Below are 16,021 nucleotides of genomic sequence, written 5' to 3'. Positions count from 1 at the left end.
CATCGCTTAACGCAACCGTGCAGCGCTTTGGGTCGCGGCATCCAGCCCGGCCTGCGGCGTGACTTTGCCTTGCAGGATTTGCTGCAGGTCCTGCTGCAATCCGTTGGACAGCCGTGAGTAATCCGCGGTTTCAGGGCGAGAAAGCATCACGTTCAACGACTGTTTGGCCGCGGCGATCAGCGGTTCCTGACCCTTCTGCACCGCGGGATCCTCATAGGAGGATTTCCAGATCGGCAGGCTAAGCTTGGCGTACTTGTCCTGCACCGGCTGCGAGGTCATGTAACTGATGTACTGCCAGGCCTGATCGGGGTGGGCGCTGGCCTTGGCGATGCCGAGGCCCATGGAGCCATTCACCGCAGAAACCTGACCGGCCTCGGAGCCCGGCGCAGGCACGATATCGACGTCGCCGGCCACCTTGCTTTGCTTGGGATCGTTGGCCATGTTGTACATATAGGTCCAGTTCAGTGCGAAGGCTGCATCCCCATTGGAGAAGGCTTTGCGCACGTCCTCCTCCAGATATTCGCGGGAATTCGGGTTGGTCAGCCCCTTGTCCAGTGACGCTTTCATGTAGCTGGCGGCCTGCAGCGACCCCGGGCTGGAGAACGTAATTTTACCCTGCTGGATGAACTGGCCTTTAAAGGCCGACACCAGCGTGGTGTAGTCGCAAACCAGCGCTTCGGCCTGTGACCAGCTCCACACCAGCGGGTATTTGACCACGTTTTTCTGCTTCAGAATTTCCGCCTGCTGAGCCAGTTCCTGCCAGGTTTTCGGCGGGGCGGCAATCCCGGCCTTGGCCAGCATGGCCTTGTTGTAATACAGGTATTTGGTGTCGAGGATCCACGGCATGCCCCAGCGCTTGTCTTTGTAGGTGACGGTGGTCATGGCGCCGGCAAAGATTTTGGCGCTGTCGTCGGCGCTGATGCGCGCGGTGACGTCTTGCAGCAGGCCGAACTTGGTGAACTCCGCCGGCCAGATGGCGTCGAACAGCACCACGTCGTAACCCTTGCTGCCGGCACCGCGCGCTGCGACGATTTTATCGTGCAGCGCCTCGTAAGGGACAAATTCCAGATTAACGGTGATATCCGGGTGTTGTTTGCTGAAGTCCGCGGTCATGGCGCGGATATCGTTTTCACTGTAGGCCGCCTGGGTCATAAACAACGCGCTAATTTGCGTGGGAGCGGCATAGGCGGATGAGAGACTGAGCGCCAGGGCAGACAAAGTACAGACTGCCGTAGCGGCAAGGGTATGGCTTTTCATTGTGTGTTCTCCGGTGTTAAAAAGATTTTTAAATCAATTTGATTGCTTTATTGGAGGGCACCATACTGCAAAGACGATTTCCCTTTCTGCATAGGCAGTTATGACGACGTCCGGCACTAACCTTGAACATGCTCGCGCACACAACCGGCGCGTAGTGATAGAGGCTATCCGTCTGCACGGAGAACTGACCCGTGCCGAAATTGCCCGGCTGACCTCACTGACGCCGCAAACCGTTTCAAACATCGCAACCGAGCTGGAACAAGCCGGCATTCTCTCCTCGCACCTGCCGCGTCGTGCCGGCGGGCGAGGTCAGCCGGCGACGCCGTTGACCCTTAACCCAGACAGTGCGTATTCCATCGGCATTCATCTGGATCACCAGTCCCTGCTGATGATCGTGGTTGATCTGTCAGGCAGCGTACGTTTCCACCGGCTGATTATGGTGCAAAAGCCGCAACCTGCTGCGACCTTGAAACTGATTTGTGATGTACTGCAAGAAATGCGCCAGCAGCCGGATCTGGCCTGGGGAAAAATGCTGGGGATCGGCGTGGTGATGCCGGGGCCGTTTGGCGTGGAAGGGATTTCGTCGGTGGGGCCAACCACGCTCAACGGTTGGGAAAATATCGATGTGGTGGCTGAACTTAACGCGCAAAGCGGCCTGCCGGTGACGCTGGAGAACGATGCCACCGTCGCCGCCATCGGCGAGCGTTTGCACGGCGTAGCCAGACAGCTGAATTCGTTTATTTATTTGTATCTCGGTACCGGGCTTGGCGCGGGGATTTTCACCGATGGCCGAATTTATACCGGCCATGCGCACAATGCTGGTGAAGTCGGCCACATGATTGTGCAACCGGGCGGGCGCACCTGCTACTGCGGTAACCAGGGATGCCTGGAGCGTTATGTCTCGCTGCAGGCGGCCTACGAGAGCTGCGGGCTGGATCCGATGAGTGCCAGGCCGCAAGACTTGCTGGCGTTGCCGCAGGCGCAGATTGACGCCTGGCTGGATTCAGCGGTGCCTGCGTTACGGCAGGCGATCAACATCGTCGAATGCATGTTCGACGCTGAAGCCGTGATTATCGGCGGCCTGATGCCGGAAAGCCTCGTGGCGCAACTGATCAAACGGTTGGCGCCGCTGCATCGCTCGGTGCGCAGCAAATACCTCGATGGCCTGCGGGTGCGGTTGGGCACCACCGGTGCGGATACCGCCGCATTGGGGGCGGCGGCACTGCCGTTGTTTGATGAATTCAACCCCCGTTATGAAGTGTTATTGAAGTCATAAAATCCCTCCTTCGATTTATATTCTTGCCCAATAATGGTGCAGGCTAATCATTAATCCAATATAAGCAAACGGTTGCTATTTCAGAGCAACCGTTTGCTTATATTCTGCTTATTTTTTGTTGGCTCGGAATATTGTTCGATGAATTTTATCTTTCTGTTTTTAAAGATAAATACCCAATAAAAAACCGACTGGCACGCGGCTTGCTATTCTTAAATCAACATCTGCGATCGATAAAAAGACCGCCATCGCTCTCCAGGCTGAATTGACTCAGCCGGATGCTGTGCGCTGGTCGGTAGAGAAGGAAAGCAAAATGAACGTGCCATTCACCACGGCGATCCGTGGCAATTTTTTCGACATCGCGGCCTGCGTGGATCATCCGCAGCAATTAGGTCAACAACTGCGACATATTGCTGACGGGTTAATGCTGCTCAATGAAGGCGCGATTGTCTGGTTCGGCAGCTGGCAGCAGGGCGAGTCGCTGTTGCCGCCGGGGTTTGAGGTAGACCACTACCCGGACAAGCTGATCGTGCCGGGCTTTATCGACACCCATATTCACTACCCGCAAACCGAAATGATCGGCGCCTATGGCGAGCAACTGCTGACGTGGCTGAAAAACTATACCTTCCCGACTGAAAGCCAATTCTGCTGCGAACAGCACTCAGACAAAATGTCGGCATTCTTTCTGCAGCAGCTGTTAAGCAACGGCACCACTACGGCGCTGGTGTTTGGCACCGTGCATCCTCAGTCGGTCGAAGCGCTGTTCCGCCAGGCGGCGGCGCTGAATATGCGCTTGATTGCCGGTAAGGTGATGATGGATCGCCATGCGCCGGAAGCCTTGCTGGAAAGCCCGGAACAGAGCTACCGGCAAACGCGTGCGCTGATTGAACGCTGGCACGGCAAACGGCGGCTGAGTTACGCCATTACGCCGCGCTTTGCGCCCACCAGCACCCCGGCGCTGCTTGAGCAGGTGCAGCGTCTGCGCCAGGAATTTCCGGACGCCTACCTGCACACCCATCTGAGCGAAAATCTTGATGAAGTGGCCTGGGTGAAAGAGTTATTCCCCGACAGCCGCAGCTACCTGGACGTCTACCACCAGTACGGGCTGACCGGAGAGAAAAGCGTGTTTGCCCACTGTTTGCATCTGGAAGAACAGGAGTGGGATTGCCTGTGCCAAACCCGCTCGGCGATCGCCTTTTGCCCAACCTCCAATCTGTTTCTGGGCAGCGGTTTGTTCAACCTGCAAAAGGCCTGGCAGAAGCAGGTCCGGCTGGGCATCGGTACCGACGTGGGGGCCGGAACCACCTTTAACATGCTGGAAACGCTGGGTGAGGCTTACAAGGTCGCTCAGCTGCAGCGCTATCAGCTTTCCGCCTGTGAAGCCTTCTACCACGCGACGCTGGGCGGAGCTCGAGCCCTGTCGCTCGACGACAAAATCGGCAACTTCGACGTGGGCAAAGAGGCGGATTTTGTGGTGCTGGATCCGGCCGTGTCGCCGCTGCAAAAGCTGCGACATGAAAACAGCCGCGAACTGGCGGAGCAGCTGTTTGTGCTGATGACGCTGGGTGACGATCGCAATGTTTATCGTACTTACGTCGACGGCAAAGTGGTGTACCGGCCGGCCAAGTGCCAGGAGGCGGCATGATCCAGTTTCTGCTTAATCAAACCCTGAAAAGTGAAACCGCGCTCGATCCCAACACCACGGTGCTGAACTACCTGCGGCGTGACCTTGGCCGCTGCGGCACCAAAGAGGGCTGTGCGTCCGGTGATTGCGGCGCTTGCACCGTGGTGTTGGCCGAGCCGGAAGGCGATCGGCTGCGTTATCGCAGCGTTAATGCCTGTCTGACCTTCGTCAGCGCGTTGCACGGCAAACAGTTGATCACCGTAGAGGATCTGAAACAGCAGGGGGAATTGCACGGCGTGCAGCAGGCTATGGTCGACTGCCACGGCTCACAGTGCGGTTTTTGTACACCGGGTTTCGTGATGTCGATGTTCTGCCTGCAGAAAAACACAGCGTCCTATCAACGCGAACAGGCGCAGCAGGCACTGGCCGGCAACCTGTGCCGCTGTACCGGCTATCGCCCGATTTTGGCGGCGGCGCAGCAGGCGTGCGATAACCCTAAGCCAGACAGCTTCGACCACCACCAGCCACAAACGTTGCAACGGCTGCAGGCCATCCGTGCCGCAACGCCGCTAGAGGCTGAGGGCAAGCGCTGTTTGCTGCCGCAGAGCCTCGATGAGCTGGCGCAGCTCTATCAACAGCACCCGCAGGCCAAACTGCTGGCCGGTGGGACCGATCTGGCGCTGGAAATCACCCAGCGGCATCAGGATATCCCGCTGATCATCGCTATTGGCCAAATTGAGGCGCTCAGGCAGGTAAGCTGGCAGGGCGATCGTCTGGTGATTGGCGCCGGCGCCGCGTTGAGCGATTTGTATCCCATATTGGCCAATTATCATCCGGCCTTTGGTGAACTGCTGGCGCGTTTTGCTTCCCAGCAGATCCGCAATCAGGGCACGCTGGGAGGGAATATTGCCAATGCTTCACCGATTGGCGACGGTGCGCCCTTATTGCTGGCGCTGGACGCACTGCTGATCCTGCGCTGTGGTGCTACCCAGCGTGAACTGCCGTTGAACGACTTCTTCCTTGGCTACCGCCAAACCGCACTGCAGCCGGGGGAATTTATTGAAAGTATCGTACTGCCTGCCAGCGCACCGGCGGACTTTCGTGCTTGGAAAGTATCCAAACGTCTGGAAGACGATATTTCGGCGGTATGCGGCGCTTTCAATTTGACCTTTGAGCAGGGCGTTATCCGCAGTGCCCGCGTGGCGTTCGGCGGCATGGCCGCTACCCCGAAACGCGCCGTACTCTGCGAGCAGCAACTGGTGGGGCAGCCCTGGCGGCGAGAAACCCTTGAGCAAGCGGCACGGGCGTTGGCGCAGGACTTTACGCCGTTGAGCGATTTCCGCGCCAGCAGCGCTTACCGTTTGCTGGTGGCGCAAAACCTGCTGCGACGCTACTTCATTGCGCTGACAGCGCCGCAACTGGCGATTGAGGTGACCGCTCATGAGTAATCGCAAAGGTACCGAACCCACTCAGGAACACCTGGCCGAACGTTTTCGCCAGTCGTTAACCAGCGGCGTAGGCCGCAGCCGCAAGCACGAGAGCGCCGACAAGCACGTCAGCGGGGAGGCGCAATACATAGACGACAGGCTTGAGTTTCCAAACCAATTGCATCTGGCGGCCAGGCTGAGCGAACGGGCGCATGCGCAGATCGAAAAGCTGGACCTGTCGGCCTGTTCCGACTTTCCCGGCGTGGTGCGGGTGATCACCTGGCAGGACGTACCGGGCGAACTGGATATTGCCCCTTTAACGCATGGCGATCCGCTGCTGGCGAAAGATAAGGTGGAATACGTCGGACAGGTCATTGCGGTCGTGGCGGCGGAAGAGCCGGAGATTGCCTGGCGTGCCGCTCAGGCGATTAAAGTGACCTATCAGGATTTACCGGCACGGTTGGACGTCACTCAATCTTTACGGGAAGGTTTTTTGGTGCAGGAGGCGCATCGTCATCAACGGGGTGACGCCGACCGCGCGTTAGCGCAGGCGAAACACCGCATTCAGGGGGAGCTGCATGTCGGCGGTCAGGAACACTTTTATCTGGAAACCCAGATTGCCTCGGTGATGCCGGCCGAGGACGGCGGCATGCTGGTGTATTCCTCAACCCAGAACCCGACCGAGATCCAAAAGTTGGTGGCCTCGGTGCTCAACCTGCCAATGCACAGAGTGACAATCGATACGCGGCGCATGGGCGGCGGCTTTGGCGGTAAGGAAACTCAGGCTGCCGGTCCTGCGTGTTTGTGCGCCGTGGTGGCGCATCTCACCGGAAGACCGGCCAAAATGCGCCTTAACCGCCGCGATGATATGTTGATCACCGGCAAGCGCCACCCGTTTTATATTCAATATGACGTAGGTTTCGACGACAGCGGGCTGCTGCACGGGGTGAAAATCAGCCTGGCGGGCAACTGCGGCTATTCGCTCGACCTCTCGGGTTCTATTGTCGATCGCGCCATGTTCCACGCCGATAACGCCTATTTTCTGGAAGATGTGCTGATTACCGGCCACCGCTGTAAAACGCACACCGCTTCCAATACCGCTTACCGGGGCTTTGGCGGGCCGCAGGGCATGATGGCGATTGAGCAGGTCATGGATCATATTGCACGCTACCTGGCGCTCGATCCGCTGGCGGTGCGAAAAACCAACTATTACGGCAAGGATCAACGCAACGTCACGCATTACCACCAGCCGGTGGAACAGAACCTGCTGCAGGAAATCACCGCAGAGCTGGAGCACAGTGCCGATTATCAGGCACGCCGTAAGGCTGTCCGTCAGTTCAACGCGCAAAATCCGATCCTGAAAAAAGGGCTGGCGCTGACGCCGGTGAAGTTTGGCATTTCCTTCACCGCCGGCTTCCTTAACCAGGCCGGTGCGTTGGTGCTGGTGTACACCGACGGCAGCATTCAACTTAACCACGGCGGCACCGAAATGGGCCAGGGGCTAAACACCAAAGTGGCGCAGATTGTCGCCGAAGTGTTCCAGGTGGACATCGAACGTATTCAAATCACCGCTACCGATACCGGCAAGGTGCCGAATACCTCGCCGACGGCGGCGTCATCCGGCACGGATCTCAACGGCAAGGCGGCGGAGAATGCCGCGCTGATCATTAAACAGCGGCTGATCGAGATGCTGAGCAAACAGCATCAGGTGAGTGCGGAGCAGATTATTTTCAAAAACGGTCAGGTCAAAGTGGCCGAGCGTTATTTCAGCTTTGAACAGGTGGTCGAACAGGCCTATTTCAATCAGGTTTCGCTCGCCAGCACCGGCTATTACCGCACGCCGAAAATTTTTTACGATCGCGACCAGGCTCGCGGTCATCCGTTCTATTACTTCGCCTACGGTGCGGCCTGCGCGGAGGTGGTGATCGACACCCTGACCGGCGAGTACAAACTGCTGCGCGCCGACATCCTGCACGACGTGGGCGACTCGTTGAACCCGGCAATCGACGTCGGCCAGGTCGAGGGGGGCTTTGTGCAGGGCATGGGCTGGCTGACCAGCGAAGAGCTGGTGTGGGACGAACAAGGGAAGTTGCTGACTAACGGGCCTGCCAGCTACAAAATCCCGGCTATCGGCGATGTGCCTGCCGATCTGCGCGTCAGGCTGCTGGAAAACCGCAAAAACCCGGAGGACACGGTATTTCACTCCAAGGCGGTGGGCGAGCCGCCGTTTATGCTGGGCATTTCGGTCTGGTGCGCAATCAAAGACGCGGTCGCCAGCCTGGCGGATTATCAACGGCAACCGACCATCGACGCACCGGCCACACCGGAAAGGGTGTTGTGGGGTGTGCAGCAGATGTTACATGGTGACGTTGTCACAGATAGGGTGCAGGAGAACGGCGATGGACGAGTGGATTGAGGTACTGGCCGAGCTGCGGCGATGCGGTGAGCCTTGCGTACTGGTGACGCTGGTCGATGAACGAGGCTCTACGCCACGCAATCGCGGTAGTAAAATGCTGGTAACCGCCGGACGTGCGGTGAATACCATCGGCGGCGGCCATCTGGAGTTTCAGGCATTGGCGATTGCCCGCGAAATGCTGCAACAGGCCGCGCCGCAGTTACGGCTGGAACGTTTTCCGCTGGCGGCGCGACTGGGCCAGTGCTGCGGCGGCACCACCAGCGTGCTGTTCGAGCCGATGATCTCGCCGCGCCCGCAAATCGCTTTGTTTGGTGCCGGCCACGTCGGGCGCGCACTGGTGAATATCCTCGCCACGCTACCGTGCCGGGTGCGCTGGGTGGACGGCCGCGCTGCGGAATTTCCGCTGGTTACTCCCGCCGGGGTACAGCAAGAAATCTGCGATGAGCCGCTGGAGATCGTCGACGCCATGCCGCCGGGCAGTTTCTTCATCGTCATGACCCACGATCACGCGCTGGACCTGGCGCTGGCGGAGCGAATTTTACGTCGCGGCGACGCAGGGTACTTTGGCCTGATCGGATCGCTGACCAAACGCAAACGCTTCGAATACAAGCTCGGCCAACGCGGTATTAGCGAAACGGCAATCGCCGCCATGCGCTGCCCCCTGGGCCTGCCAGACGTGAAGGGCAAACTGCCGGCGGAGATCGCGGTGGCGGTAGCCGGGGAGGTTATTGCCTGCTATGGGCAAGGTTTACGCTGAAAAGGTTTTCATTAAACCGAAGGCCAAAAAGCCTGATGCTTAGGCCAACTCAACATTCTAATCACTTGTTTTTGCTCAAACTGCCAACTGCGCCTAAGCTAGGATGTGGCCTGGGAACTGGGGTTCCCGCGCAATTTATTCTGTGAACATGGAGGAGTTTCGATTTGATGCGTTTATCTACATTGGTGTTGGCGATCGGCATGGCGCTGAGCTCGCAGGCACAGGCAGCAGAAACTAACCCGCACGCCGACCATAGCGCGTTGCCGAGTGGTCAGGCGAAGGAGGCTAACGTGACCGGTGAAGCCAACCAGCACGACAATAAAAAGAACCAGAACCCGTTCTTCTACCAAAGTCGCCTGCCGTTCCAGGCGCCGCCATTCAATTTGATCAAAGAAAGCGATTACGCTCCGGCGATTGATGCCGGCATCAAGCAAAAGCTGGAGGAAGTGGAGAAGATTGCCAACAACCCGGCCAAGCCTGATTTTAACAATACCTTCGTGGCGCTGGAACAGTCTGGGGCGTTGCTGTCGCGAGTGATGAACGTGTTTGGTGCCATGACGTCGGCCAATACCAGCGACGCGTTGCAAAAGCTGGATGAGGAAAGTTCACCCAAGCTGGCGGCGCTGGACGACGCCATCATGCTCAACAGCAAACTGTTCGCGCGCATCAAGGCTATATATCAGCAGCGCGATGCGCTGAAGCTGGATGCGGAATCACGTCGCCTGGTGGAAGTGACTTACAAAAACTTCGAGCTGGCGGGGGCCAATCTGTCCGATGCCGATAAAACCAAGCTGAAGGCGCTGAACCAGGAAGCGGCGACGCTGAGCACCCAGTTCTCCAACAAGCTGTTGGCGGCGACCAAAGACGGTGCGCTGGCTATCGCCGACAAAGGCAAACTGGGCGGGCTATCCGAAAGCGAACTTGCCGCTGCCGCTCAGGCCGCCGGCGAGCGTAAACTCGACAAGCAGTGGTTGCTGGTATTGCAAAACACCACCCAGCAGCCGGACTTGCAAAGCCTGAAAAATCGAGATACCCGCAAGGCGCTGTTTGACGCTTCGTGGAACCGGGCAGAAAAGGGTGACGGCAACGACACCCGCCAGACGATTGCCCGCCTGGCCAAAGTCCGTGCCGAACAGGCCAAACTCTTGGGCTTCCCGAACTATGCGGCCTGGAAGCTGCAAAACCAAATGGCCAAAACGCCGGATGCGGCGCTGAGCTTCATGCGTAATATCGTCCCGGCAGCCACTGCGCGTGCCGAACGCGAAGCCAAAGACATTCAGGCGGTGATCGACCAGCAGAAAGGCGATTTCAAGGTTGCCGCCTGGGATTGGCAGTTCTATGCCGAACAGGTGCGCAAGGCGAAGTACGATCTGGATGAATCGCAGATCAAACCTTACTTCGAATTGGATAATGTGCTGCACAACGGCGTGTTCTATGCCGCCAACCTGTTGTACGGCATCAGCTTCAAAGAACGTAAGGATATCCCGGTTTACCAGCCGGACGTGCGTGTGTATGAGGTGTTCGATAAAGACGGCAAATCGATGGCGCTGTTCTATACCGACTTCTTTAAACGCGACAACAAAGGCGGCGGCGCCTGGATGAGCAACTTCGTCGAACAGTCGAAGTTGAAAGGCACCAAACCGGTGATTTACAACGTTGCCAACTTTACCAAACCGGCAGCAGGCCAGCCGGCGCTGCTGTCTTACGACGACGTGATCACCATGTTCCACGAATTTGGTCATGCGTTGCACGGTATGTTTGCCGATCAGGAATTCCCAAGCCTTTCCGGTACCAATACCGCTCGTGATTTTGTCGAATTCCCATCGCAGTTCAACGAGCACTGGGCCAGCGATCCTAAAGTCTTTGCGCATTACGCCAAACACTACAAAACCGGTGAAGCCATGCCGCAGGAACTGGTCGATAAAATCAAAAAAGCCGACAAGTTCAACAAGGGCTACGACATGACCGAGCTGCTGTCTGCGGCACTGTTGGACATGCACTGGCATATGCTGAGCGCCGATCAGCCGCAGCAGGACGTGGATAAATTCGAAGCCGAATCGCTGATGAAGGACAAGATCGATCTCAGCTACGTGCCGCCACGCTATCGCTCAAGCTACTTCAAACATATCTGGGGTAACGGCTATGCCGCCGGCTACTACGCCTATCTGTGGACTGAAATGCTGGCGGATGACGCCTTCCAGTGGTTCAGCGAGCACGGCGGCCTGACGGCGGAGAACGGCCAGCGTTTCCGCGACATGGTTCTTTCGCGCGGTAACAGTCAGGATCTGGAGAAACTCTACGTCGAGTGGCGCGGCAAGGAACCCAGCATCGAGCCGATGTTGATCAACCGCGGGCTGAAAGACGAATAACAGCTCGCGGGATTAGCCCAAAAGCCCCTGAAGGACGCAAGTTATCTTGTGTCCTTTTTTTTCGTGGGGACATTGCCGAAACGATGGTTTATCATGCGCCGGATATTTTTGGCCCGTGAGCAATGAAGATAAATATTCCCCTAAAACGGTTTGTCGCTCTCGCTACGCCTTTGCTGCTCTGCGCCTGTGGCACGCTTTCGCGCATGCCGACGGATGCCTCGGCGCTGGACAGTCAGCGTCTGGCCTGCAGCGGAGATCTGAAGGCTGAAGTCGACAGCCTGGCGCAGCCCATGATCGAAGAACGTCAAACGCCCGGATTGGTGGTGGGGATCCTGACGGCAGATGGGCAAGCGAAAACCTTTGGCTATGGCGTAACGGATACGCGTTATCGCTACCCGGTGAACGGTAAGACTTTGTTTGCCGTAGGCTCGGTCAGCAAGGGGTTTATTGCAGAAGTGACGGTGGTGCTGGTCAACAAAGGGATACTGCATTGGAATGATACGCTGGCGATGCTGCTGCCTGCCGGAACACCGCTCAGTGCGGACGCGAAGAACATCACTTTGCTGCAGTTGGTAACTCACACCTCGGGCTTGCCACGCCAGATGATGACGCCGGACATGCTGGGCGCTTTTGTCCGCTATTTATTCACCGGTGATAATTTTTATCACTCGCTCGATACCCCCGAATTTCTCGATTATCTGGCGACTTTCGACGCGCCAGGTACCGAAGAACCTCGCTATTCCAACCTAGGCTACGCACTGTTGGATTACATCTTGCAACGGCGAACCGGCAAAACGGTCGACAGCCTGACCACCGAAAATATCCTCCAGCCCTTGGGGCTGACCCACACCAGCTATGCTGCGCAGAGTTTGCCTGGCTATGCTCAACGTGCCATTGGCCATGCCGGCGATCAGCCGAAATTTATTCGGCGTGGGCAGCCGGTGCCTGACTGGCAGTTTTCTTCTTATATGATGGGGGCGGCGGGGCTCTATACCGATGCCGACGATCTGCTGCGCTATGCTCGAGCGCATTTTGAACCTACGGGGTCGGCGGCGCTGGATCAGGCGCTGAAGGATTCATTGACGGTACATTTTGCTCGCAGTAAAGAGGCGGCAGCCATTGCCTGGGTTGCGGATGACATAGGCGCACAGCAGATTACCTATCAGGTAGGATTTATCGGCGGCTATTCCAGCTATATCGGCCTGGACTTGCGCCACAGGACGGCGGTGGTGGTACTGCAAAACAGCTTCAACTGGAGTAACAATATCGGTCATCGCTTGCTGCAACGCATGGGCGAGGCGGCGGACAGGCATTGCACCTTCCAATAAGTTGGACTCCGAGAACGGAGCAACGGTTAACTACCTTGGCCAGCCACCGCCATCGCGCCGACAATAAATAAAGGGCACAGGTTATGACAGAGCAGCTATTGCGGTTGCAGGAAAGCAATAAGCCGCTGCGCCGGTAGCGGTAATTCGGCCAACTGACGCACCACAATCGACAGCTGGCGTGTGGCCCAGGCATCGTCCAGCGCCATAATCCTGACTGGCATGCCCGGCGATTGCCGGGCAATCTCCTCCGGTACCACGGCGATACCGGCACCACGCGATACCATTCGACATACCACTTCAAAGCTTCCTGCCCGGGCGCGTAAATGCATTGGGCAGCCGCTGCGTAGGGCGTGTTGCGCCAAATGTTTTTGCAGCGCGCTGTCGTCGCTCAAGCCAATAAAGTCATATGCCAGCGTTTTGCTAAAACTGACGCTGGCGCGGCCGGCTAACGGATGATCGACCGGTAGCGCCAGCACCAGGCGATCCTGGCGGAAGGGATAGTTTTCCAGCCCGCGCAGGTCGGCGTGGTTGGCGACAATGCCGATATCCGCCGTCTGATCGAGGATCGACTGGCAGATCGCCGTGCTGGGCAATTCTTCCAACGCAATGTCCGTCTGTGGGTTAAGCAGTAGATAGTCGGCCAGCAGCTCCGGGAGAAAAGCGCTGGCAGCGACGGTATTGGCCAGAATACGCAAATGGCAGGCGTTGCCTGGGGAAAACTCTGCCATATCCCCCCGTAGCCGTTCGCTTTGCTGTAACAACAGACGAGCATGGCCCAGCAAGCATTCACCGGCCTGGGTGGTTTGTACTCCCCGTGCACCCCGGGCCAAAAGCTGAACGCCGGCCTGTTGTTCCAGCCCGCGAATGCGGGCACTGGCCGATGCCAGCGACAGGCAGGCACGATCGGCCCCGGCGGTGATACTGCCCGCCTCTGTCACGGCGATAAACAACCGCAGGTCGGTAAAATCAAAATGCATCGGCTTCTCCTACGTATTTGCCTCAGGCTGGCTCAGCGAATGCCGCATTGTGCGGCAGGCAAGGGCTGAGGACAATCCATGCACTAAGGGATAATGAGGAAGGATAGACCTATGACGTTGACGCTACCCGAAATTTTAGCCCTGTTGGGCATCTTTATGCTGGCGGGCACGGTAAAGGGAGTGATTGGACTGGGGCTGCCGACGGTTTCTATGGGGTTACTCAGCCTGCTGATGCCCCCGGCACAGGCTGCGGCGCTGTTGTTGGTGCCGTCGCTGGTGACCAACTTCTGGCAGCTGTTCACCGGGCCGGACGTCCGTGCACTTTGCCGCAGATTGTGGCCGATGATGGTCTGTGTCGCCATGGGGACAATGCTGACCACGGGCACTTTGACCGCCGGTCATAATCGGTTGGCACCGATAGCGTTGGGAGCCTGTCTGGTCGTTTACGCGCTGTTGGGTTTTAGCCGTTTTCAGTGGCAGCTATCATCGACGGCTGAACGCAGGTTGGGGCCTTTATGTGGTGTACTTACCGGGCTGATTACCGGGGCTACCGGGGTATTCGTGATCCCGGCGGTTCCTTATTTAAACGCATTGGGATTGGCGCGTGACGATCTGGTGCAGGCGTTGGGACTGTCATTCACCGTTTCAACGTTGGCATTAGCCGCCGGACTGGCGTGGCAACAGGCATTGCCGGGGGCGTTGCTAGGCACCTCATTATTGGCATTGCTTCCTGCGCTGGTGGGGATGTGGTTGGGTGGCGTACTGCGCCGGCATTGTCGCCCTGCGGTATTTCGTCGCTGTTTCTTTGTGGGGCTGTTGGCTTTGGGAATTGAAATATTGTGGAATGGCGTTAATTAAATCTGAATAAATAATACTTTATGCGATTGCAAAATGGTCGGTATATATTGGCGATGTAATTAAGTGTTTCGAGTAATTTATTCTTTTTAGTTCGCTTTTTCTATCGACGGAAATGGTTTTATATATTGACATGTCGGCGGTGTGTATTTATATCTATATCTCCTTTTCGCTCTTCAGAGAGGGAGTGTGAAAACATGTCTGGCAGGTTTTATTATTATACTCTTTGCCATTACGTTATCCCATAATCTTTTTTATATTGTGGGGCTTAGCCAATATAGCGGTATATTTAGATTTGATATCCCTTGTGAAATGGCTAAGTGGATGATTTATTTTCTTGTGCTGCTAGGGACAATGACTTTTATGAGGTTAATATATACTTCGGCGCGAAGATTTGTCCGTAAATGGAAACGTCGCGGTCAGTAAGATAATTATCGACCCAAGATCCCGATAAAGGTGTAACCCCCATGTCAGAACGTTCTCCCCAGATTTATCGTGAGGGTTATTTTGCTGCGCAGGTCAACAAAGCTGAGGGTGAGGTGATTATTCCTGCCAGCCTCAGTCTGACCGCCTATGCCTGGGCCAGCATCTTGCTGGTGTTGGCTATCGGGCTATTTCTGATCCTGGGTGAATATACCCGTAAAGCGCGTTTGGACGGAGTGGTGATGCCATCCAGCGGCTTGATCAAGGTGGTTGCCCGCAGCTCCGGACAGGTTACAGAACGTTTGGCGAAGGAGGGGGCGACAGTCAAAGCCGGCCAGGCACTTTATCGGCTCAGCGGCGAATATTTCAATGGTCAGGGTACCGCGACGCTGGCGTCGGTTTCCGACTCGTTAAAACGTCAATATCACATGCTGGAGCGCCAACGCGCACAGGAACTGGCAACCCGGATTTTACAGCAAGTCGGTGTGCGCCAGCGCATGACGCAACTGAAGGATGAACTGGCCAGCGCAGAAGCGGCAATGGTGCAGGTGAAGCAACAGGCGGAATTATCGCATTCGCTGATGGCACGCTACCGCAAGCTGATTGGCAAAGGTTACGTTTCCGAACTTGAGTTTCAGCAGCAGAAAATGACGTTATCGACGGCGCGGGAAAAAGTAGAAATACAGCGTCAGGTGCAGCTGCGGTTAAAGCGCGAGCTTGCCGCGGCGGCCTCAGAACTGCGGACGCTGGCGCAACAGCAACAAGGGCGTGACGCCGAACTTGAACGACAGTTGCAGGGCATCAGGCAACAGGAAATAGAACTGGTTGCCCAGCGTGAGCACACGCTCACTGCGCCGGTGAATGGCCACATCGCCGTGGTGCTGGCCCGGGCGGGGCAGACGGTCAAGCAAAACGATCCTTTGCTGATGATGGTCGCTGACGGTGCCGAGCTGCAGGTTGAACTCTTCGCGCCCAGCAAAGCGGTGGGTTTTATCAAACCTCACCAACGGGTCGGGCTGCGCTTTGCCTCCTTCCCCTATGAAAAGTTTGGCGTGCAGTATGGCGCCACCCGTGCCATCACCGATGCCAGCCTGAGCGCCAATGACGTCATGCAGCAAAATCCGATGACCTGGAAGGAAAACGAAGGGCATTACCGCGTCATCGTGGCGCTGGAAAAAACCACCATCACCGCCTATGGCCGCCAGGAACCATTGCGCATCGGGATGACCGTCTCCGCAGACGTGGAGTTGGATCGCCGCCGCCTTTACGAGTGGCTGCTGGAACCGTTATGGAGTCTGCAAGGAAGAATCTAAAC

Annotated in this window: 11 protein-coding genes; 9 read left to right on the top strand and 2 right to left on the bottom strand. The window is 57.0% G+C overall.

Annotation, left to right across the window (positions count from 1 at the left end; genetic code table 11):
* Positions 1–6: 6 nt before the first annotated feature.
* Positions 7–1,257 carry an extracellular solute-binding protein gene (locus H5P17_RS08305; protein WP_182822293.1) on the bottom strand — a complete coding sequence of 417 codons (1,251 nt, stop codon included), beginning with the start codon at positions 1,255–1,257 and terminating at the stop codon, positions 7–9.
* 100 nt (positions 1,258–1,357) lie between these two features.
* Between H5P17_RS08305 and H5P17_RS08300 the strand changes: the two genes are divergently transcribed.
* From H5P17_RS08300 to H5P17_RS08270, 7 genes are all read left to right on the top strand, one after another.
* Positions 1,358–2,533, top strand: a complete 1,176-nt coding sequence (locus H5P17_RS08300; RefSeq protein WP_044550875.1) for an ROK family transcriptional regulator — start codon at positions 1,358–1,360, stop codon at positions 2,531–2,533.
* Positions 2,534–2,843: 310 nt separating this feature from the next.
* Positions 2,844–4,175, top strand: coding sequence for a guanine deaminase (gene guaD / locus H5P17_RS08295; RefSeq protein WP_044550878.1), 1,332 nt, complete (start codon positions 2,844–2,846; stop codon positions 4,173–4,175).
* A complete protein-coding gene (gene xdhA / locus H5P17_RS08290; protein WP_182822291.1) occupies positions 4,172–5,602 on the top strand; it encodes a xanthine dehydrogenase small subunit in 1,431 nt (476 codons plus the stop codon). Before guaD ends, xdhA begins: the two co-directional genes overlap by 4 nt.
* A complete protein-coding gene (xdhB, locus tag H5P17_RS08285; protein ID WP_182822289.1) occupies positions 5,595–7,997 on the top strand; it encodes a xanthine dehydrogenase molybdopterin binding subunit in 2,403 nt (800 codons plus the stop codon). The genes xdhA and xdhB overlap by 8 nt, the downstream gene beginning before the upstream one ends.
* Entirely contained in the window at positions 7,981–8,754 is a 774-nt protein-coding gene (gene xdhC, locus H5P17_RS08280; protein WP_182822287.1) for a xanthine dehydrogenase accessory protein XdhC, read from the top strand. Before xdhB ends, xdhC begins: the two co-directional genes overlap by 17 nt.
* Before the next feature lie 167 nt (positions 8,755–8,921).
* Positions 8,922–11,123: a peptidyl-dipeptidase Dcp gene (dcp, locus tag H5P17_RS08275; RefSeq protein ID WP_182822285.1), complete on the top strand. Its 2,202-nt coding sequence runs from the start codon at positions 8,922–8,924 to the stop codon at positions 11,121–11,123.
* A 122-nt stretch (positions 11,124–11,245) separates the two neighbouring features.
* The gene (locus tag H5P17_RS08270) at positions 11,246–12,451 is read left to right on the top strand and encodes a serine hydrolase (protein WP_255477875.1); all 1,206 of its coding nucleotides are present in this window, start codon (positions 11,246–11,248) and stop codon (positions 12,449–12,451) included.
* A 95-nt stretch (positions 12,452–12,546) separates the two neighbouring features.
* On the opposite strand, the gene H5P17_RS08265 is transcribed toward H5P17_RS08270, so the two are convergent.
* Entirely contained in the window at positions 12,547–13,428 is an 882-nt protein-coding gene (locus H5P17_RS08265; protein ID WP_182822283.1) for a LysR substrate-binding domain-containing protein, read from the bottom strand.
* 111 nt (positions 13,429–13,539) lie between these two features.
* Between H5P17_RS08265 and H5P17_RS08260 the strand changes: the two genes are divergently transcribed.
* Both H5P17_RS08260 and H5P17_RS08255 read left to right on the top strand, forming a co-directional pair.
* Entirely contained in the window at positions 13,540–14,286 is a 747-nt protein-coding gene (locus tag H5P17_RS08260; protein ID WP_182822282.1) for a sulfite exporter TauE/SafE family protein, read from the top strand.
* Between the two features lie 464 nt (positions 14,287–14,750).
* Positions 14,751–16,019, top strand: coding sequence for an HlyD family secretion protein (locus H5P17_RS08255; protein WP_182822280.1), 1,269 nt, complete (start codon positions 14,751–14,753; stop codon positions 16,017–16,019).
* The last annotated feature ends 2 nt before the right edge of the window (positions 16,020–16,021 follow it).

The sequence above is a fragment of the Serratia sp. OS31 genome, assembly GCF_014164835.1.
Taxonomy (GTDB): domain Bacteria; phylum Pseudomonadota; class Gammaproteobacteria; order Enterobacterales; family Enterobacteriaceae; genus Serratia; species Serratia liquefaciens_A.
This window is presented reverse-complemented; position numbering and strand designations above follow the sequence as displayed.